The following is a 19,454-nucleotide window of genomic DNA, read 5'->3' as shown; positions in this document are numbered from 1 at the left end:
ACGTTACGTCAGGGTCAAGCTTTGCTCTCGTCGATCTTGGAAAGCAGCTCGTCCGGGCCATACAGACCGGAGATTTCGACGGGGATGAAGAAGTCTTCGGTGAAGAACTGGCCCTTGGATGCGAACTCCCTGTTCACCCACGCGCCGAATGCATCCACTGGGATGAGTGGTATGCCGTACTGGCTGGCGGTCAGGTCGTCAGTGATGAGGGCGTCGCAAAGTGAGATGGGGATTTCCGGGCTGTACACGAGGCCGAGCTCGTCGCACAGGAGCGCCATGCGTGCACCGTCGGTGATGTGGATCCCGTTGATGACGATCGACCCACGGAACGCCACCTGGTGGCCTTCCTCGAGGATGTCGGCGAGGAAGGTCTCGTAGGGCGAACCCGTGTAGTACCTATACCAGTCCTCAAAATCGGCGAACGAGACGATCGGGATGCCCAGCTCCCGGGCGGTTCTTGCCTTGCGCGACATGGATGCCGGGTCCCACGCTACGAGGACATCGCACGTGGTTGCAGAGACGCTGTCTTCGAAGATGAGCCCGCACGAATCGCAGGCGGAGATGAGCTGCTCTTCGCCGTCGTAGAAGCTGATGGCTTCGCGGCAGCCCGTAAACACCACCCTCATGCCTGGGGAGAGCAGCGCAGCAATGTCGATGTTTTGCTCTTTGCCCTCCGGGAGGGACACCTGCGTCAGCCCTGTCATGATGGCGCGTTTGCGCACCTCCTCTTCGGCCCGCTTCGTCCAAACGCCGCGAGACATCCCCCAGGAAGAAAGCCGCAGGGCAGTCTGCTGGAGCATGCGTTGGTCGCTGACTTCCACGCCGGAGCCGGAGAAGGCTGCCCATGCGTTATCGGAGTCGGTCGCGCGAGTTTGATCGAGCTTGAGAGGAGCGGCGGGCGCCCAAAACGGCTGGAAGAGTGCGCCTTCTTGTGTATCGGATGCGTCGGGTACCGGCCGCACGTAGGGGATCTCGACGTCCCCCGAGAGGAAATCGAGCGCCATGGAGTGCGCGCGTTCGATGACGTCGCTGCCCTCAATGATGATGTCGAGTGCCTCGGCGTCGATACCGTCGCCGAGTTCCATGTCGAGGCCTCGTGCCTGGTAGCGGCCGGCGTCCTGGGCCATCTCCAGGCGATCGCCGACGACAATGCCACCTGCAGCCTGCCGTAGCAGCAGCGGCCAAAAGTCCTCGAGCTGCGGCGCGATAGCAACCCCACCCGGAGGAACCTCGTTGTCGAGGCCGAACTGCCCCAAGTCAGACATCGGGTTGAGCCACGTGCCAAAGTCCGCAACGACCTGGCCACGCTCCACAACCACCGCGTGAACGCGAACCACGTGGTAGCTCACATTAAAACTGACACCGTCAAAGGAGAGGAACACGTAACGCTCGGGATCCTGCCTTGCCTCCTCCAGCATCATCTCCAGCGGTGAGTCGGGCCCAGCCAATTCTCCCGCAGCGATGAGTTGCACGCCCCCAAACGGTTCGTTGTTCTTTCGCACGCGCTGCAGGGCGACGCTCATCATCAACAGGAGCTCGGTGTTGAGGTTGTGGGCGTCGTCGATAATTAATGTCTCAGCCAAGCTGAGCAGCAGCTTGGCATCGTTGATGTCCCAGGAACCGCCCGGCAGGACATCGCCGAGCGTCATGAAGGGATCGAAGTTGAATGCAGAGTCGATCGTCAGCCCGCTGATGCCGCTCGCCGCGGGTTCCAGCAGCGCGACGGGCAGCACCCGTTTGCGCAGGTTATCCGGTAGCGCGTCATTCGCTTCCATGAACGTGCGCAGCAGCGTGGATTTGCCGGTGCCGGGCGCGCCATCGATCACAACGCTTTCGCCGTTGTACATCAACGTAAGCGCATGCTCGAAGTCCTGCGGCATCGAAATGGCCATGACCTGCACCTTTCGCATCAACTATCACTTGTTGATTTATTGAAGCATGCAGCCCCGACATTGCGCGGGCGGTGTTCGAACGGGGGTTCGCGGTGCTATTACGTGGTGCAGGGGCGTGCAGCGATTAGCCTGGGAACATCGCTGTTTTCTGCTAGCCAGGCGGCCAACTTCGGGTCAAGCATCCTGGCAAGCTTCAGGGTCTCCTCGTGTGCCTCCGTGCAGGTCATACGGTGAGGCTGTCCAGGCATCGGGAAACCTCTGATGAGCGGTTCATGGTGGGCTACACGGTTTCGAATGCTATTGACTCGCTTGCAAATCCCGTGCACCCAATCTCTGGTGAAACCAGCATGTTGCTGTCTTGCTACGTTTCTTCCTTCAGGGAAAGCATGACGTAGGGCGGCTTCCCAGTTGTGCTCGTAATTGACGCGGACCCGTCTGGGAGACTTGCCTGTATGTCCTCCTTTGTCAAAGAGGTTCGTCCAAAAACCAAATGTACAGTTAGCGAAAAGACGCCCGGGAACATCACCATCGTTTGGACGCTCACGTACCCTCCTGGAAAGTTGCGACCAAGCCACCGCAAGATTCTGCTCTGACCGTTCATCCAACGGGATATCGAGGTACCAGTGGCTGCCCCATTTTGCAGCTGCCGCTTTATTGATCGATTCCCGTAGTGCAACTTCCAAAATGGCAATATCCGCTAGAAATGCAGTAGATAGCTTGATGTTCCATATGTAGAGCTCGAGGGCTTCGTCTATGTTGCCGTTCGGCGATTCGCTAAGAAAACTGGCTAAACGAGCGGGCGGGAGAGAACCCCAAAGCAAGGCTGCATTTGTCGAAGGCAGTTGTGTAGGAAACGTCATTGCTATAGGCTAGCCAATGTAGTCCCCCGGATCCGGACCATAGTTAAATGTCTATGGTTCCCGGGGGTTTTATTATTCTGAAACGCTTATCGGGTGGTAGCCGGATGATGACGACGTTGCGCGGGGTCGCGGTGCCGAAATAATACGAGAGCCCCGGGTGCATGCTTTCGCAGAGGCGCCTCGGGGCGTTCGGGAGTATCCTATCGCGTAAACATGAATGGGGAACGAAGCGTACTGCGTTTAGTTCCGCTTCTTTTACTGCCCTGTACTGATGAGTTCGTCAGTTGAGGAGAAATGCTCATCCCATACTATGGGAGTGGGGGTTCGAGATTAGTCAGAGTACGGTCAAGCCTCGCGCAGAAAGGAACGTAAAGCCCTATGCCAGCATTCTTGATTGAATACCATCGCAAAAAGGGAACTGTCCGGTGTAAGAAGTTTGATTCGCTTTCTGAGGCTACGCGTGAGCGACTGCGCTTGGATCGATCCAATGCTGACCCCGATGTTGAAATCGTGGCGGTTGCTAGTGCCAGTGAAGAAAGCCTCCGCCAGTCCCACTCCCGATATTTCTCCGGTGTCTAGCAGATACGTGTCGCAGCTTGTGATGTAATCGACGTGACGACAAAATATCCCTTCCACCCAGCATTTTTCTTGGATGGAGGGTTTTCTCATGCCCCAGAAGTCGACGGCTAACCCCATCGGCATCACGGCTGCGGCAGCCCACCAACAACAAAATGTTTACGGAAAAGGCTAATCAGCACGTCAACGTCAATTCGGAGAAAGAAGCCGATGGGCCGACGCTTCCCCTGCTTTACAACCCCTCGACTGCCCCGAGAAACACCACAATGAAGTCGCGGTACGTGCCGTGCAGGTCTACGGTGGCACCCGGATAACCCGAACACGTTCCTAAAGGAGTGTTGTCGGCGATCCATTCTATTGAGCCATAACATTGGCTCGGTGTCCACTGAATGGTTCCCTGTCCCCGGGCGGTACCGTCGACTGATTCTCCAGTTCGGACATGAGGTGCTATGGCCAGTTCAGGCATTGAGGGGGGCTGCGAGGGTAGGAGAGAGCGCCTCCATTGTCGCGGTCGGGACCTCCTTGGCCTCTGTGACTTCGACACGCTGGGTTGGTCGGCACGGTGAAGTGCAGCGCTTGCGTTGCGGGATCGACTGTATAGTCCTTTACTCCGGTCGCCGACCATTTCGCCTTTGTGGCCAGGGGTTCGCACCGAGTGATCTCGGTGCCGGGTGCCACGTACTCGCCGTACTCGTGCGCGATTTCCGCAGCTTACAGTCGCTGGCTGATCGGCTAATCGACGTCCCTGTCCCTTACGACAAAGCGCGTCGACTCCCCAAAAGTCTGTGGTGACGAACCTGCCGTTGACCCAGCGGTTGGCGTTGACGGAGGCTTGGCAGACGCCGGTGTCGGCGTCGTCGAATTGGACTCCGAGGTTGGGGTGGTGGGTGGCGAGGTCAACGGTGCAGCCGGGGGCGGTGGTGGCGTCGATAGCCTGGAAGGCGTGCGCGACCGTAACGTTGGTGGTGCACAGTGCGCATAGGGTGGAACACTTTTCGACCTGACGGTATCTTGGGAACTTTCTTCGTGGGTAGGCCGTCGTGGCCTGAGGAATATCACGGCTGGTCGACCGGAACAGGCCTAAAAACCGAAGTAGTTCCCAAGTGAGGGAAGGGTGGTCATTCTAGCCAGGGGAGAGATTCTATTCTCACGCCTATTCAGAGAATATCGTAATAGAGTACGAAAAGCCTGATGAAGTTATTTCCATCAGACTTTTGTGTGGTGCTTCTTGCTGCGTGGGAGTTTAGATCAATCCCATGCGCCGAAGTCGTGGTTCGATATAGGGCCAGACAAGTGCACCGATGGTCCCGGTGGCGACGATTACGCTGACCACTATGCCAGCAATTGCGGCAGCGGAGAGCTCAGTCGGGCCATTCTGAGTGTCGTTCTTAGAACTGCTGCTGGCTGTACTTCCGCTTGAGCGCGAAGAGTTATCTCCTTCTTGCCAAGGGTTGTTCGTGATCTTGCCGTCACTATCGATTTGGATGGCCTCAGTTGGCCGCAAGAAGCTGTTAGCGGAGGCTCCTTGGATGTCTTCATCCTCGGTGTATCGGTTGATTGCAGTGACTCGCAGGTCGACTGGATAGCGTCGGTCGAGGTCTGTGATTGTGATTTCTCGGAGATCAGATGCAGTATATGCGAGCGGCACGCTGTTGGAAGAGATGAGCCAGCCGTAGTTTGGCTCTGCTGTTGATGCCCATTCGAGTTTCGCAGAATTGCCGTTGTCGATGGTAGCGAGGTCGATAGATCCAATTGGTGCGGGTTTTGGTGTTTCAGTTCCAATGTGGACTGGTACGGAGTGGGAACCGATGAGGCCATTCGCATCGGTCACACGGACTTGCATTTGGTAATCCCCTACTTTGTTGTAGATGTGAGTTCCGATTTCGCCGGCGTCTGTTACATCCCAAGTGCCGTCTCCGTCGAAGTCGTAGTCGAAGCGTACGATCTCGGACGCTGGTGAGTAAGAGTACAGGCCAGCGTCAAAAGCAAATTCGGTATTTGGTTGGCCTGAATAATCTTTTTGTGGGAGTTTTGCAACCGGTCGATTTTGCACTCTGTCAAAGGCATCGCCGATGGCCTGTTTGATGACTTCTGGACTCTTATCGTTCATGGAGATGACTTGGCCAGAGGTTAGGTCTGCAAGTTCGGTGTAGCGGCGTTGCTTAGAGTTAGGAACGATTGGGTAAATGTTCACTGGATCGATTTCGAGAGAGCGCTTCGCGATGTATTTCGCCGTGAGCTTTCCGTCGTAAAAGTCGTCGCGACCGAGCTGGCTGCGTCTAATGTTGTCGGTAGTCGGGTCGGGATCTTTGAAACCAGCGTCAGTGAGAAGGAAGACAGCCTTAGTTGCGCCATTTTGCCAATCGAGCTTCTCAAAAGCGGTGTGCAGTCCGTACAGCGCTGTCTCATCAAAATCTCCCCATGCGCCACCACCTCGGCTGGTATCGATACCGTCGAGTTTGTCGAGAAAGTGCTCGCGGGTGTCGCTGAAATCAGAAAGGACACAGGCAGTGTCTACTGTTCCTGCTGGAATTTTGCAGTCTTCGATGGTTTCCCAGCCGGGTTGGTACGTTGAGTGATCTTTATATTCGACAAGCGCAATTCGTGTTTGGCTGCTGTTGTCGAGTTCTTTGGCTGTTTCCCTTACGAACTGCTTTACACCTTCAATGTACGGTTGCATTGAGGTTGTGGAGTCTATAAGAAATACGAGGTCTTGTGGGGTTGACGCATCTGTAGTTTCACTAGGCTTGAGGAGATTTTCGCTTTTAGATAATGCGATTGATACGTTTCGTTGGATCGTGCGCTGGCTGGTGTTATCGCTGATGCTGCCGTTGAGGCGCATTTGCGCTTCAATCATGGCTTCTTCTAGCGGAATTCTGCCAGAAGCAGAGTTCTTACGGGCCAAGTCATTGTGATATTTGTGGCCCTCAAGCGTTAGTGGGTTTTTAGATGATCCACAAACAAAGTCGTTATCGTTGCACCAAAGACCGGTTTTGTAGTCTACTTGCGCATTGAGGTATGGCAAACGTGGTTCCAACGACCCGTTGTCTGTTCTGCAATTTTTAACTCCTCGCCTCCAGAGGCTTGAGCTTTTACCCGAGCATGCTGGAGTTCCGCCAGCTTTCCATTCTCCTTCTGGAAGGTGGAGTTTCGGATCTCCTAGCAGGGCAGAAAAAACAATGTGTTCGCGCAGGTCAGGGCGTAGACCAAGTGAATATCTTTCAATCAAGGTGGAATCGTAGTTGTCTGGCTCCACTCCAGGCCAATCACGGTGCGGTTTCTTGCTATCAATCAGGAGATGTCCATTTACTGCCTGGTCGGTGGCGATGGTATCGCCAACTACTTGAGCACCTTGAGAGAAGCCGAAAAGCAGGAATTTGGGTGTGATGTCAATCTGTTCGCAAACATTTACACGGCGCTCGATCAGGTTTGTAAGTTCTGCCACGCCCGTCCATACACTTTTCCCGTAGCGGTGGCCATAACCAGCTGAGATTCGAGCACCGAGCGAATTTAGAATACGAGGAGTATGGAAGTAAGCCTCGTCTTTGACTGGTTCATTTAGATCAGGGGCTTTTGTACCTACAGTGGCGGCTGGGTAGGTCAACGCTGGCGGAATCGAGCGGTGGCTCTCATCTGCTGCTTCGATGCCTGCTTGGGCTGCAGCCCTGTCGAACACGGCATATTTTTCGGAATTCTCGTACCCATCTCCAACGAATCGACCTAGTTCCAGAAGATTAGCGCTGTCAGGGGCAATGCCTAGATATTCTTTGGCATACTTCTCCATCTGCCGCACACTTTGATCATTTCTTTCAACTCCCGAACCTCGCACCCAAATAGCTGTAGGCGTGGAGCAGAGTGTTTGAAGATCAGCTTGGATATCTAATGCATCGGCCGGAGAGGTTACCAATGCCAGGGAGATGCTTATAACCGACATGATTGCAGTCGTACGTTTGAACAATATTGTAAATCCTTGAGTGAAGGGGCAAATGCAGCTGCATGTAAACTTACAGCTCACTACTTGTCGGCGCAGCTTAACTGAATGTTTTCTATCGTGTTACGTATTGATGAATGAGGATCTGACTTTCATCCTTCTTGGGGGCGATGTGAACTGCCTTGCTTATATACTCAAACGGACTCGTCAACCAAAACGGTACGGGATTAGCTGAGAAACGTGAGTGATGTCTTGCTTCCTATTCGCTCCTCGGTTAACGCGTCAAGCGAGAGAGCGAGTAGAGTCTCCGACTCGAGTGCGCTCTTGCAGAAGGAACCTCTCCCGAATACCGACGAAGCGTCGGAACATCGGGAGGGGTTCCTTCTTTTTTACGCTGTTGCCGGAGCGCGACAGCATCGTTCAGAGGCCCGCTGATGACCAGATGTAGCGGTATTCCCCGTGTGCGGAGCCAGGTGTTCCCGTCGACCGGAAGAGGTCGACGGGAACGAACGCCTCAAAATCTGCCCGGAAACCTTTACTCCAAACCATATATTGCACTAAGGTAAGGCAAGCCTAATATTTACACGAGGAGGGTGAACCTTATGAAGAAGTCCCAACGCAGGATCTACGCCACGCTACCAGCGCTGCCAGTGCTGCCCGCGGTTGTGCTCGCGGCAAGTCTCGCCGTCGCGCCGCTGGCCGTCCCTGCCCAAGCACAGGAGGCTGACACTACGGCCGCCGCGTCCGTCGCCGCAGCTCAGCCCGCTGGGTCAACACCGCTTGCTGACGCCCAACCCCAAACCCTGGAGTGGGAACTGAGCAAACGCGCCCTGCTGTGGGACGCCGCAGTGGAAGGGGAGGGAGTCTCCGTCGTCCCGGTGGACGAGTCCGAGCCGAACAATGGGAGCCTGAAGCTGACGAAGGCGACCGGCTGGGTCGACGAGGACACCAAAGCGCTGTCGGTGCAGTGGACCGGCCAGGTGACCTACACGATTAACGGGGCGCAAACGATCTCCTTCAAGGACTTCGCGCTCGAGGTCGATGCGGAGGGCGCCGGTAAGATTACGGCGGTCGTGAGTTCGGCGGACCCGAACCAGGCAGCAAATAATAAGGAAGCGAAGCGGGTCACCGTCGCGACGTTCAAGGGTGCCAACGTTGCCGTCGATGGCAAGACAGTGATGGTGGGGGCGACGCCGGAGTACGAAGGGGTCGTCTATAAGCGGGATGAGGACATTTCCTACCCGGATGCATGGCCGACTGAGCTGGTGAACAACGTGACGGACTCGGTGCGGTCGTGGTTCTACAACTCCGGGAGCAGGTGGGAGGACCAGAAGAAGCCGGCGCCGTTTGCTGTGACGCTGGAGCTCGGCGAGAAGCCCGAGAAGCCTGCCGAGCCGGAACCGGCACCAGCGCCAGGGCAGCAGCCAGAAGGCGGCATCCGCGATGCCTCGATTAACCGTGACGGCCACCTGATCCTGACCTTCACCAACGGCACGACCAAGGACCTCGGCAAAGTGGTGGGGAAGGACGGCAAGGACGGCCGCAACGGTGTTGATGGTAAGGACGGTCACGATGGTCGTGACGGCCGCGACGCGCCTGCTGGTCGAGACGGTAAGGATGGACGCGACGGTACCGCAGGAAAAGACGGCGCCCCAGGCAAGGAAGGCGCCGCAGGCGCGGACGGCAACAACGGCAAGGACGGCCGCGGTATCGCGTCGGTGAAGGTGGATAAGGACGGCAAGCTCGTCGTGACGTTGACGGATGGGACGGTGCTGCCGCCGGTCGAGATGCCGTCGGTGCAGCAGCAGGGTATGGCCCCGGAGTCGATTGTGGCGATTGTGCTGGGGGTTATCGCCACGCTGTTGGGTGGGTTCGCCGCGTTGCATACGCTCGCGGCGAGCATCCTGCCGAAGATCTAACGCTGCAGGCGCTTCAGTAGCGCCGCGATCACGGGGGACTGGGTAGCCAGGCCAGCAACGACGGCGAGTAGGGCTGCCCCGCCCGCGATCAGCACCGCGCCCCAGGCCGGGAACTTGGTAGGGGCAGCAGGGGCAGTGGGCTCGGCAGGCACGGTAGGCGCTGCAGGCACGGTAGGCGCTGCGGTCGTCGAAGTCGGGGTGGTCGGAGTGGTCGTCGGTGCCTCCTTCGCCTCTGCGACTTCGACCTGCACCGGGTTGGTCGGCATGGTGAAGCGCAGCGCCTGCGTCGCGGGGTCGACGGTGTAGTCCTTCACCCCGGTCACCGACCACTTCGCCTTCGCGGCCAGGGGGTTCGCCAGGGTGACGTCGGTGCCGGGCGCCACGTACTCGCCGTACTCGTGCGCGATGCCGGCCGCGTACAGTCGCTGGCTGATCGGCTTATCGACGTCCCCTACGACAAAGCGCGTCGACACCCCGAAGTCTGTGGTGACGAACTTGCCGTTGACCCATCGGCTGGCGTTGACGGAGGCTTGGTAGACGCCGGGGTCGGCGTCGTCGAACTTGGCGGTGCGGGCATTGGGGTCGGAAAGGTCGAGGCTGCGTAGTGTTTTGGCACTGGTGCAGTGTTCGACGCACTCGATCTGGGCGCGCCACGCGGTGCCGGGGACGGACTCGGGGTAGTCCCACGCGACGGTGACGTTGCGCTGCTGGTCGATCTCGCCGCGGACGTTGGATGGCGTCGCTACGTGGTCTGTTGTTACCGACGGCACCTTGAAGGTGACGCCGCGGTCGAAGTAGCGCTCGCTGAGCGCCAGGGCGTGCGCCGCCATGATCCCGACCGTGTAGGTTTGCCCAGGTTGTAGCGTGTTTGCCTCCACGAGTAGATCGAGGTCCAGCTTCCCGCCGTTTTCTTCCATCACGGCGGCGGGGATCCAGCGTGCGACGAGCGCGTCGCCGTCGCCGGTCATGGTGGAGCAGTGGTTGAGGCGCCACACCCGCGTCGGCGTGAGCACCACGTAGACGCCGTTGGACGCCCCGGGCGTCGACGCCGGGTTGATTCCCGAACCCTTCAATTTGAACGTGATGTCCTTGGTTGGGTCGATGGTGTCGGGGCCGGTGACGTCGAATTGCACGCCGAGGTTCGGGTGCCGCGTGTCGAGTTCGCCGGTGCAGCCGGGGGCGGTGGCGGCGTCGATAGTTGGGAAGGCGTGCGCGGCCGCAATGTTAGTGCTGAACAGCGCGAATAGAGCAGTGCCCGTTGCGACGCGACGCCGTGTGGATACGTTCAAGATGAGACTCCCCTCATTGGGTAACTTAGGTTAGCCTTATCTTAAATGTCTATCGCTATTGTGTGCAACGGCTGGCACGCTTTTTGACGCCCCGAGAGTTTCTTACGTCGTTCTGGTGGAGAGATCTCGAGGCGTTCCGCAATCTTGAACTGATCCGCAGATGGGAGCCCCGAATATAGTTTGGAGACGTCGCTGAAGTCCATAGGCTCGGCAATAATCCACAGGGGAAATTGCCCACCGCTCAGGTCAGCGCGGTGACGGTGGGGCGACGCCGGAGTACGAAGGGGTCCGTCAGATTGCAATAAGAAATCCAGCCCACACTCTGAGCTTGGCTCGGAGGCGGGCTGAACGATTGACATGAATCCTAGCGTTCGTGAGGTTAGTTCCACAAGCATGAAAACTCGTTTGTATCAATTTGCTAGCTGTAGCTACCCAGAGATGTTTGTCGGGCTCCTCCGCTAAGGTAAAAACTACGTAACTAGCGGGAGGTGAGTGATGGCTGTTCGAGTCGACATTGCAGAGCCGACGCTGCGCTGGGCGCTGCAGCGTACCGGCAGCACGGTGGAAGAACTTGCCCAAAGAAGTGATTTTCGGTTGGTCCGGCAATGGCTGGAAGGCAAGGTGTCGCCGACGCTGCGTCAGGCTGAGCACTTGGCATCGCTCGCATGTATCCCGTTTGGTTACTTGCTTCTCGACGGCCCCACGGACGATCAGCCGGATTTCCCAGATTTTCGCACCGTGGATAGTAAGAAAGTAACTGAGTTCAGCCCAGCGTTGAAGGAGACGATTTATACCTGTGAGCGCCGCTTGAGCTGGTATGCAGAATTTGCGCGCGTGGAAGGAATTGATCCTCCAAATTTCGGTGGTGCCTGGACACTGCGTGATAGCCCGGACGATGCGGTGTGTGCATTGTTACCCCAGCTTGCCGATGTCGGATGGAGGCCGGGTAAAGCGCCCACTGGTCGGGAGAATGTGCTGGAATTAGCGGATGCAATTGAGCACTGCGGTGTCTTAGTGATGCGAAACTCCGTACTTGGAAATAACAACCACCGCAAACTCGACATCGACGAGTTTCGAGCTTTCACACTGTTTGATGGTCCCTATCCCTTGATCTTCGTTAACGGCAGTGATTACAAAGTTGGGCAGTACTTCAGCCTTGCTCACGAGCTAGGCCACGTACTGCTCGCTGCAGAAGGTCTCACAGGTGCCATGAATGATCATCACGATGTGGAGCGATGGTGTAACAGGTTTGCAGCTGCCCTGCTTCTGCCACAGCATGCGTTGTTGCAGGAGTGGGACCGTAATCCCGACCTGAATAACATAACTCAGTGGGCATACGATGCGTACCGCGTGAGTGCGGATACGGCGCTGTGGTCGCTGGTGGGGCAGCGTCGCCTTGGCAAACCACAAGTGCAGGAATTCCTTCGGCAACGTCCCTCGAACCTCAAGCCTCCGGTTGTTGGCGGAGGCGGCGACTTTTTCGTCACGTTGAAGTCGCGGCTGGGTGGCCGATTTTTGGACACCGTCACCGGGGCATATGTAGACGGTGCAATTTCTGAAGAGGAGGCTTCGCGTCAACTGGGGATTGCCAAGACCGAGACGTTGAAGAATACGGTTACTCGTGCGCAGGGGGTCGCATAGATGTACCTCATCGATACGAATATCGTGATTGGTGCGTTCAATCATCGGCCACGGGACATTTTTGAAACGTACTGGCGGCAGTTCGATTCGTTTTTCTCCAATGGTCAGTTTTATTTTCACCAGACTGTAGAAGATGAGTTGCTGAAACGAGATGACGAAAAGTCACAGTGGCTGAGAAGCTTCGTCCCTACGTCGCAGATTCTCACTGTGACGCAAGAAGAGGTTGACTCCTATCGTGCGGTAACACAATGGGTGCGTGATCGTAAGGATGCTCCCTATGAAGAAAGCGCAATTCGAGAATTTCTGCGCGTTGCAGATTCTTGGATAGTGGCGAGTGCGCATGCCCGAGACTTCACCGTGATTACGAACGAGACCCCGAGTCCGCGAAAACAAACGCGGGTCAAGCTGCCTGACGTTGCCAATGGTTTGGGAGTGCAGTGCATGACAGAGTTTGATTTCTTAAGGCAACAAAGCATTATTTTTTAAAACGGCCAATCCGACCCCACGCCACGCTCTATAACCCTTCGACCGTCCCGAGGAACCCCGCGATGATGTCCCGGTACGTGCCGTGCACACACTAGGAGCGGCCATATCTGGAACTGGGTTAAAGAGGACGGCGAGATCAAGTGGTTTGAGGGCCAGTCATCAGATGGACTAATCAATGTTGACGAACGGTTGAAGAAGTTGAAGGCGGGTTCGCTGACGATGATGCGCACGGACGATTTGACACCTACGGATGAAGTTTTGGCGGTGATTAGCGTTGATTGACGTTGCAGCACGGGCGGTGGAGCGCGCTAGGGAGGCGCTGCCCGAACGCCTGTGGTCTAACCGGGTGGTTGTTTACGGTGACGAGGCGATGGTAATGCCGGAGGAAACAGTGCCCATGGTGGTTGGTGACGCTCCCGCCTGGGTAACCCCTACAGGGGTTGTGGCTTTGCCTTCCAACGCTGATACGTGGCCGGAGTGGTACTGGCAGGTGTGTGAGGACGATTCCGCCTGGGTGACCGTCACGCAACACTGACCGCCACCCTGACTCCGCGATACTCCTCCCCGTTACCACCAAGGCGTGGAACACCACCCAAGCCCCCAATGAGGAGACAAACCACATGTCGGATGAAAACACCACCCCCGCAGACCTCGCACAGCAGGCCGCTGACAAGGCGCAGCAAGCCCAGCACGACACCGAGCAGGGCAACTACACCCAAGCCGGTGAACACCTAGGCGAGGCGCAGGCCAACGAGGCGGACGAAGCCGTAGACCTTGACGCGCTACGTAAGCAGCTCGCCCGATACGAAGCGGAAAACCGCAAGTTGAAGAACGAGAACGGCGACCGCCGAGTGAAGGCGAAGCAGGCGGAAGAACAGGCAGCGACGTTGAAGAAACTCGCGCAGGTACTCGGTTTTGAACCGTCCGACGAAGACTCGGAGGAACAAATCAAGCAGGCCAAGGCCGCCGCGCAGGAACGAGAAGCCGAGCGTGACAAGCTCCAGGCCGAACTCGACCGAATGCGCGAGGACAACACCCTACGCAAGCTGGCGAAGGAAAACGGGGCAGCCCCCGACATGCTTGTGCCGTATCTCCGTGGTGTAGGTGATCTCCCGAAGTGGGGCAGCGACGAGTGGGACAGTAAGGCTGGCGAACTCGTCACCAACACGCTCAACTCATTCCCACAGTTCAAGGCGGGTGGGGTAGCACCCCGCACCAGCGGAACCCCAGCCCCACGAACAACAACGATGGCCGAATCCTCACCGCCGATGACCTCAACCGCCTGTACGCACAGGGCAAGTTTGAGGAAATCAACAAGGCAGTGGAGGAAGGCCGTATCAGCCGCTAACAGTTTCCACTAGGAGGAACACACTATGGCAACTCCACAGTCCCACAAGAACTGGGATCCGGTAATTGGCCCCGTTGTCGCGTCCGCGCTCATGCAGCCGCTCAAGGAGACCTGGGCATTCGCGCAGGAAGGCGTGACGAACCGCGAATTCGAAGGTGAAATCAAGGGCAAGGGTGACGAGGTTGTTGTCTCCAACCTTGGCCGTCCCCACCATCCGTAAGTACGACGAGTCCGAAGACATGATTGTTGAAGATGTCGAGTTCGGAGAGCGTAAGTTCAAGACCGACCAGGGCGACTACTTCAACTTCAAGATTCCGCTGGTATCTTCCGTCCAGTCTGCTCTGGACGTGAAGCCGGAGGCAGTCAGCGAGGCAGAGGAAGGCATGTCCGAGCAGGTCGATACCTACATCGGCAAGCTCATGAAGGACGGAGTGAAGAACTCCAACAAGGTGGGCACCCTCCCGCTCGACATTGAGAAGAAGGACGCGTACAAGACGCTGGTGGCGCTGCGTAAGAAACTCAACGCCACTTCGGTTCCGAAGACTGACCGTTTCGTGATGGTTGGCCCGGAGATGGAATCGGCGTTGCTGTACGACGAGCGCCTGGACAAGGCAGTGAACAACAGCAATCTCTTGAACGGTGAGATTGGTCGCCTGCTCGGGTTCCGCATCATTTCCGCGCCGACGGTGCCGACGGTGGCGGGCCGTGAGGTGGTCATTGTGGGCCACCCGATGGCTACCCCGTTCGGCTACCAGATCACGGAGGTGGAGGAATCGTCCATGCTGCCGTTCCGTTTCACCCGTGCGATTACGGGCCTCCAGGTGTACGGCGGTTCCGTGATCCGCCCGGAGGCGCTGGCGACGGCTGAACAGGATGTGGTGGAGCCGACCACGGCGGGTGCTACCGAGTAGACGCTAGCCCGTAGCAGACAGCGAAGGGGTCAGGGTGTGTGCCCTGGCCCCCCTTTACCCATACCTGGATGAAGGGCACACCATGAATAATCCGTATCAGGAAGAACTACTTAACCGTCTCCGTGACCATGAGAACGCGGGGGTGAACGTGAACTGACCCGGCTTATCAACTGGGCTACATCCGCTGTGTTGAAGTACACAGCTGTGCGGGCGCTCACTAAGACGATGATTGAGAAGTGGGTCAGAGTTAAGGCAGCAGGGTGTGTTCGATGCCGTCTAGAATCACATCGATGACGAGGTCGTAGTATTCCTCGGACATCGCTTCTTCTTCATCAGGGTGTGAGAGAGGCTCCAGGTAAGAGTTGACAATACTGGTCAGTCCAACAGATTGAGCCATCATAGGCTCAAGCCTGACAAGCATTTCGTGCAGGTTGTGGCGAGGCTGGATTTGATTGGATGCGCGCAGGTTTCTCGCTCCGATCGTGTGGATGATCGAGTTCGCGATAATTGTGTAGGCCACAGGCGAATTGTCACCAAACCCAGCTTCTTGTAGTTTGGCCCAGGCTCCATCGATCATCGGCAAAAACTGTTCGGTGAACTTGCCCCGCGCGAACCTGTCGGTAATCCCCGGATATGCTAACAATGCGGGGCGTAGATTGTGAGCCATAGCTCGAAACCAGGCTTTCCATTCAAGGTCCGGGTCGGGAACTTCAATCCCGACACATACCCGGTCTACAACAGCATCACAAATGGCTTCCTTGTTTGGAAAATAATGATAAATCACTGAGGGAACCACGCCCAGTTCACGGGCAATGTCCCGTACTGACCATCCCTCAACGCCACTGATCGCGCTTAACTGTACAGCTTGTTTGACAATCAGCTCGCGTGATAGCCCAGCCCTTCGCCCCGTTAGCGCAGTGTTCATAAGGTGACCCTAACTTATTCCTTGACCCTTACTAGAACACCATTCTACAATATCCCTAAGTGAAACAGTGTTCTAGTAATGGAGTGTAGTGATGCCCGACCCTCGTAGTAATAAGCCGACACAGAGCTCTATTGATCCAGGAGCGCAAGCAAACCTGGTAGTGGGAATCGTTTTTCTCGCCTTTATGGGGCAAATGATTCTCAATCCGATCATCGCGCCACTGTCACGACAGATGGGATTGCGGGAATGGCATATTGGCGCCACTATCTCTTTGGCAGCGATTGTACTAGCGAGCTTGAGTGCTTATTGGGGGCGAGCTTCCCAACGTGTCGGCGCTAAACGTGTACTCGCTGCCGGGCTTGTGATCGCGATCATCGCTTTGAGCGCCTTCGGTATTGTCTCCTACCTGGGGATGAACCAGGTAGTTGGCGGTGTCGGACTAGTTTTTGGTGTTGTGATCACTCGTGGTTTGCTCTATGGTGGAGGGATTTCAGCGATCGCCCCGACCGCGCAAGCCCACCTGGTCACGCATGCTGCCAGCGAGAACGGGCGGGTAAAAGCACTGGGCATGATCGGAGCGGCTCAAGGGATGGCCTCCATTGTTGGAGGTGTTACTGGAGGTGTGTTAGCCGCTGCTGGTGGCCTGCTCTTGCCCTTGGTGGTCATGCCCGTTGTGATGGTGATTGGTCTGGTTGTTCTCTTGGTGAGTTTCGCACCTCAAAGCCGAGGGCAACTTTTTGCAAAGCCTCAACGGATTCGCTTCACTGATCCGCGTGTAGCTCCCTGGCTAGCAACTGGTCTGGTGATGTTTCTTGTGTTTTCTTCTGTTGCTACGATTTTTGGATTCACTGTCCAAGACCGCTTCGCCCTGTCGGCAACTGCGACCGCAGGTATTTCCGCGATTTACCTGACCATCATGGGCGTGACCATGATCATTGCCCAAGCGGTGATTGCTCCAAAGACAGGGTGGGGAGCAGCGAAGCTTTTACGTACTGGTCTGGCCATTACACTAGTTGCAACTGTGCTCATTTGGCCTACCTCCTCGCACGCTTTACTGGTTGTCGGGTGTATCGTGCTGGGGGTAGGTATGGGACTGGCGATGCCCGGGTACAACACTGGCCCAACCTTGAAGATGAGTGCAGATGAGCAAGGCGCAGTGGCTGGCATCATCAACGCTAATAATGGGTTGGCGTACGCGATTGCCCCGCTGGCTTCGACCGCCCTTTACGGGTGGAACCCGCTGGCACCCTTCGCCGTCTGTATCGCCTTGATTGCAGTGGTCGTCATCTACGCCCACACCGCACCCGCACTACGCCAATAACTATGAGCGTGCCTGAAGTAGCCGTTCCATCACGTTATCCGCAGGAGTCGGCCTCGAGTAGTCGACCAGCGAGTTGGCTTTGACGACATCGAAAATCTCGTACCAGAGCGTATTCGCCTGCTTGCTAAACGACTGAGACATGGCCACGAATGGGGACGCGATAGCTGTTAGGACCACGGATTTAGTAACACCGTGGTGAGTATCCAGTAACGCCCGGGTGAGTATCGGGTAACACCCGGGCGTTGACTATGAGCCGCTACTGCGTATTGGCTTCTAAGCGCATGTTCGGACCTTGAAGCGTGATGATCTCAGCACCAACGACAAGCCGATTCAGTATCGACTCGGCGATGACAGCATCCGGGATGGACTTGTACCACTCATCGGGCGTGCACTGGGAGGTGACAATGGTTGAACCCCGGTGTTCACGCTCAACAAGAATGTTGAGCAGCTGGTGTGCTGTGGCAGCATCAATCGGCGTTGTTAAGAAGTCATCAAGCACGAGTACATCAGCCAGGTGGAGATCTTGAAGAAACTCCATGCGTGCTGTGTCATCATGGCGTAGCACCATCAGCTGGTTAGCCAGGGTGTCTGTGCGGAAGAAACGAGCAGAGTAGTCGTTTCTGCACGCAGCGGTAAGTAGTGCTTGGGCCAGGTAGGTTTTGCCGACGGATGATTTGCCGAGGATGACAATGCTTTGCGCTTTTTGACACCATTGGCAGTGAGCGAGTCTGGTGATTTGCTCTTTGTTGAGGTTGCGGCCGGGTGCGTAGGTGATGTCTTCGATACACGCATCGAGATTTGGCGATCGGGATGCCTTGAGTAATTTGTTGACTCGTCGTTCACGCTTGGCCGCGACTTCTTTATCGAGCGCGTAGAGCACCTTGTCAGAAAAGCTCCACGAGTCGAAGATGGGATCTGCTGCAATATCAATCACGGTTCGGCCAAACGCCGTCATACGTAGATCGGTGAAGACAGGCAGGATCGATTCATCAAGAAAGCGCGCTGATGCTGATGCTGGTTGTGGCTGTGTCATGACTGTAGAGGTCCTTTCTTCGTGAGGTTTTCCATACTGAACTGGGCAGACCTACCCAGATATGCGCCGCGGGTATCGCGTGCGTGTTCCACCGGTGGTGTTTCAGGCGGTGTCGTGGCTGGCAGGTCATGGCCTGTCGGGCGGGTTGATTGGTCTTTGCGTACCGCGGCCATCATGTTTTTCACCGCGGTATACGACACGGCCCGCCTTGCGCCATCAGGTGCGATCAGGCGTGCACAGGCTTGTTCCAAGATCACCTTATTGGCGTGTTTGCCCATATTCAGTACGTTTCGCCACGACTGATACGCCTGGGCAGGGATTGCCTTTGCGCTGATGAGTTCTTCGATGACTGTCCGGGTTGCTGGCCCGATCTTGGCTGCTTCACGGTAGAAGTACTCACTGGTCCACAATCCTGTGGTATCAGCCATGTTGGCCGGAATATGATCCACATCGGTGACATAGATCCCCCGGGCTTGGGCAAGCCGGTGGGTTGCAACACGCTGCCCGGCATCAAAGACGGTTACTTCATTGCCAGTGATACGTACATCGACAGTCCGGCCGACAAGCTGGTAAGGCACTTAAGTAACGTGCAGTGTTGACGGTGATGTGGAAGTTGGGGGCGATGTTCGCGCGTTTCCATTCGGTATGCTGCCACGGTGATGTGGGAAGTTCGCCTAGTACGCCGCGTTCAAACTCGTCAAAGAGCATCCTTCTGCTGGTGTTGTGAATCGGCCTGACTTTTTGAGAGTGGCGTGTTACGCGGCGTGAAGGCCTGCGTGGTTTTCTCGTTGGTAGTTGGTGTAGTGCTTGATCGGCGGGATATGCCCGAGCGAGGAATGCAACCGCTCGTGATTGTACCAGTGGACCCATCCGGCTGTGGCGCGTTCCACCTCCCCCCCCCAGTTCGTCCACGTCTCTGCCTCGAAATCAATGAGTTCAGACTTGTACAGCCCGATCGTTGACTCCATCAGACCGTTGTCGTAGGCGTCGCCGACAGTGCCGATGGACCCGTCTATCTGATGGACGGCAAGCAGACGGCGGAGATGTGTGGGAGTGTACTGTGAGCCCGCCCGAGTGATGGGGCACCCCGGCCGACTCAAAGTACGGGTCCTGGCGCTGGCGTAGTGCCAGTGCCTGTCGCAGCGCACGGATGGCCAAAGATTTCGTGGCTCGGGTGTCCACGACATACGCCAGGATCTCACGGGTGAATACGTCGGTGACAGAAGCCACGTAGCTGAAACCGCAGCTGGTGTGCACATACGTGAAATCCGCGATCCACCACTGATCGGCGGATAGAGGCCGGACGGGCTGAGCAGAGGCAC

The 19,454-nt window shown here is 56.7% G+C and carries 18 protein-coding genes and 2 pseudogenes; 9 read left to right on the top strand and 11 right to left on the bottom strand.

Annotation, left to right across the window (positions count from 1 at the left end):
- Positions 1–14: 14 nt before the first annotated feature.
- Both BJP06_RS03820 and BJP06_RS03815 read right to left on the bottom strand, forming a co-directional pair.
- Positions 15–1,892, bottom strand: a complete 1,878-nt coding sequence (locus tag BJP06_RS03820) for a hypothetical protein (protein WP_071572848.1) — start codon at positions 1,890–1,892, stop codon at positions 15–17.
- A 98-nt stretch (positions 1,893–1,990) separates the two neighbouring features.
- Entirely contained in the window at positions 1,991–2,752 is a 762-nt protein-coding gene (locus BJP06_RS03815; RefSeq protein WP_083290803.1) for an Abi family protein, read from the bottom strand.
- Between the two features lie 1,408 nt (positions 2,753–4,160).
- On the opposite strand from BJP06_RS03815, the gene BJP06_RS12025 reads away from it, so the two are divergent.
- Positions 4,161–4,310, top strand: a complete 150-nt coding sequence (locus BJP06_RS12025) for a hypothetical protein (RefSeq protein WP_177224254.1) — start codon at positions 4,161–4,163, stop codon at positions 4,308–4,310.
- Positions 4,311–4,571: 261 nt separating this feature from the next.
- On the opposite strand, the gene BJP06_RS11685 is transcribed toward BJP06_RS12025, so the two are convergent.
- A complete protein-coding gene (locus BJP06_RS11685) occupies positions 4,572–7,286 on the bottom strand; it encodes a PKD domain-containing protein (protein ID WP_083433177.1) in 2,715 nt (904 codons plus the stop codon).
- A 575-nt stretch (positions 7,287–7,861) separates the two neighbouring features.
- On the opposite strand from BJP06_RS11685, the gene BJP06_RS11805 reads away from it, so the two are divergent.
- Positions 7,862–9,178, top strand: a complete 1,317-nt coding sequence (locus BJP06_RS11805) for an HtaA domain-containing protein (protein WP_071572843.1) — start codon at positions 7,862–7,864, stop codon at positions 9,176–9,178.
- Here BJP06_RS11805 and BJP06_RS03790 read toward each other — a convergent pair.
- Positions 9,175–10,467: a hypothetical protein gene (locus BJP06_RS03790; protein ID WP_071572842.1), complete on the bottom strand. Its 1,293-nt coding sequence runs from the start codon at positions 10,465–10,467 to the stop codon at positions 9,175–9,177. The genes BJP06_RS11805 and BJP06_RS03790 overlap by 4 nt on opposite strands.
- A 41-nt stretch (positions 10,468–10,508) precedes the next feature.
- Positions 10,509–10,826 carry an Abi family protein gene (locus BJP06_RS03785; protein WP_255365781.1) on the bottom strand — a complete coding sequence of 106 codons (318 nt, stop codon included), beginning with the start codon at positions 10,824–10,826 and terminating at the stop codon, positions 10,509–10,511.
- A 136-nt stretch (positions 10,827–10,962) separates the two neighbouring features.
- Here BJP06_RS03785 and BJP06_RS12245 point away from each other — a divergent pair, with 136 nt between their 5' ends.
- The 6 genes from BJP06_RS12245 (at position 10,963) to BJP06_RS03755 (ending at position 14,853) form a co-directional block, all read left to right on the top strand.
- A complete protein-coding gene (locus tag BJP06_RS12245; RefSeq protein ID WP_071572840.1) occupies positions 10,963–12,108 on the top strand; it encodes an ImmA/IrrE family metallo-endopeptidase in 1,146 nt (381 codons plus the stop codon).
- Positions 12,109–12,594, top strand: a complete 486-nt coding sequence (locus BJP06_RS03775) for a DUF4411 family protein (protein WP_071569468.1) — start codon at positions 12,109–12,111, stop codon at positions 12,592–12,594.
- 274 nt (positions 12,595–12,868) lie between these two features.
- Complete coding sequence (locus tag BJP06_RS03770; RefSeq protein ID WP_070465412.1) at positions 12,869–13,129, top strand: hypothetical protein; 261 nt, start codon at positions 12,869–12,871, stop codon at positions 13,127–13,129.
- A gap of 85 nt (positions 13,130–13,214) precedes the next feature.
- A complete protein-coding gene (locus tag BJP06_RS03765; RefSeq protein ID WP_071566607.1) occupies positions 13,215–13,955 on the top strand; it encodes a hypothetical protein in 741 nt (246 codons plus the stop codon).
- A gap of 12 nt (positions 13,956–13,967) precedes the next feature.
- Positions 13,968–14,162, top strand: coding sequence for a hypothetical protein (locus tag BJP06_RS03760; RefSeq protein WP_071566606.1), 195 nt, complete (start codon positions 13,968–13,970; stop codon positions 14,160–14,162).
- Positions 14,125–14,853 carry a hypothetical protein gene (locus tag BJP06_RS03755; protein WP_177224253.1) on the top strand — a complete coding sequence of 243 codons (729 nt, stop codon included), beginning with the start codon at positions 14,125–14,127 and terminating at the stop codon, positions 14,851–14,853. The genes BJP06_RS03760 and BJP06_RS03755 overlap by 38 nt, the downstream gene beginning before the upstream one ends.
- A gap of 247 nt (positions 14,854–15,100) precedes the next feature.
- Here the strand turns inward: BJP06_RS03755 and BJP06_RS12185 are convergent, their stop codons facing one another.
- Positions 15,101–15,778, bottom strand: coding sequence for a TetR/AcrR family transcriptional regulator (locus BJP06_RS12185; RefSeq protein ID WP_071569465.1), 678 nt, complete (start codon positions 15,776–15,778; stop codon positions 15,101–15,103).
- A 91-nt stretch (positions 15,779–15,869) separates the two neighbouring features.
- Here BJP06_RS12185 and BJP06_RS03745 point away from each other — a divergent pair, with 91 nt between their 5' ends.
- A complete protein-coding gene (locus BJP06_RS03745; RefSeq protein ID WP_070495012.1) occupies positions 15,870–17,099 on the top strand; it encodes an MFS transporter in 1,230 nt (409 codons plus the stop codon).
- Here the strand turns inward: BJP06_RS03745 and BJP06_RS03740 are convergent.
- The 5 genes and pseudogenes from BJP06_RS03740 to BJP06_RS12410 form a co-directional block, all read right to left on the bottom strand.
- Positions 17,100–17,264, bottom strand: a pseudogene (locus BJP06_RS03740) (terminase); the annotation flags it as partial.
- 91 nt (positions 17,265–17,355) lie between these two features.
- Complete coding sequence (locus tag BJP06_RS03735) at positions 17,356–18,132, bottom strand: ATP-binding protein (RefSeq protein WP_071572838.1); 777 nt, start codon at positions 18,130–18,132, stop codon at positions 17,356–17,358.
- Positions 18,129–18,710 (bottom strand): hypothetical protein, encoded by a 582-nt coding sequence (locus BJP06_RS03730; protein ID WP_071572837.1) that lies wholly within the window; start codon positions 18,708–18,710, stop codon positions 18,129–18,131. Before BJP06_RS03730 ends, BJP06_RS03735 begins: the two co-directional genes overlap by 4 nt.
- Before the next feature lie 177 nt (positions 18,711–18,887).
- Positions 18,888–19,232 carry an integrase core domain-containing protein gene (locus BJP06_RS03725; protein WP_071572836.1) on the bottom strand — a complete coding sequence of 115 codons (345 nt, stop codon included), beginning with the start codon at positions 19,230–19,232 and terminating at the stop codon, positions 18,888–18,890.
- A gap of 22 nt (positions 19,233–19,254) precedes the next feature.
- A pseudogene (locus tag BJP06_RS12410) lies at positions 19,255–19,410 on the bottom strand (DDE-type integrase/transposase/recombinase); the annotation flags it as partial.
- Positions 19,411–19,454: the final 44 nt, after the last annotated feature.

Source organism: Corynebacterium sp. NML120713 (genome assembly GCF_001875735.1).
Taxonomy (GTDB): domain Bacteria; phylum Actinomycetota; class Actinomycetes; order Mycobacteriales; family Mycobacteriaceae; genus Corynebacterium; species Corynebacterium pseudogenitalium.
This window is presented reverse-complemented; position numbering and strand designations above follow the sequence as displayed.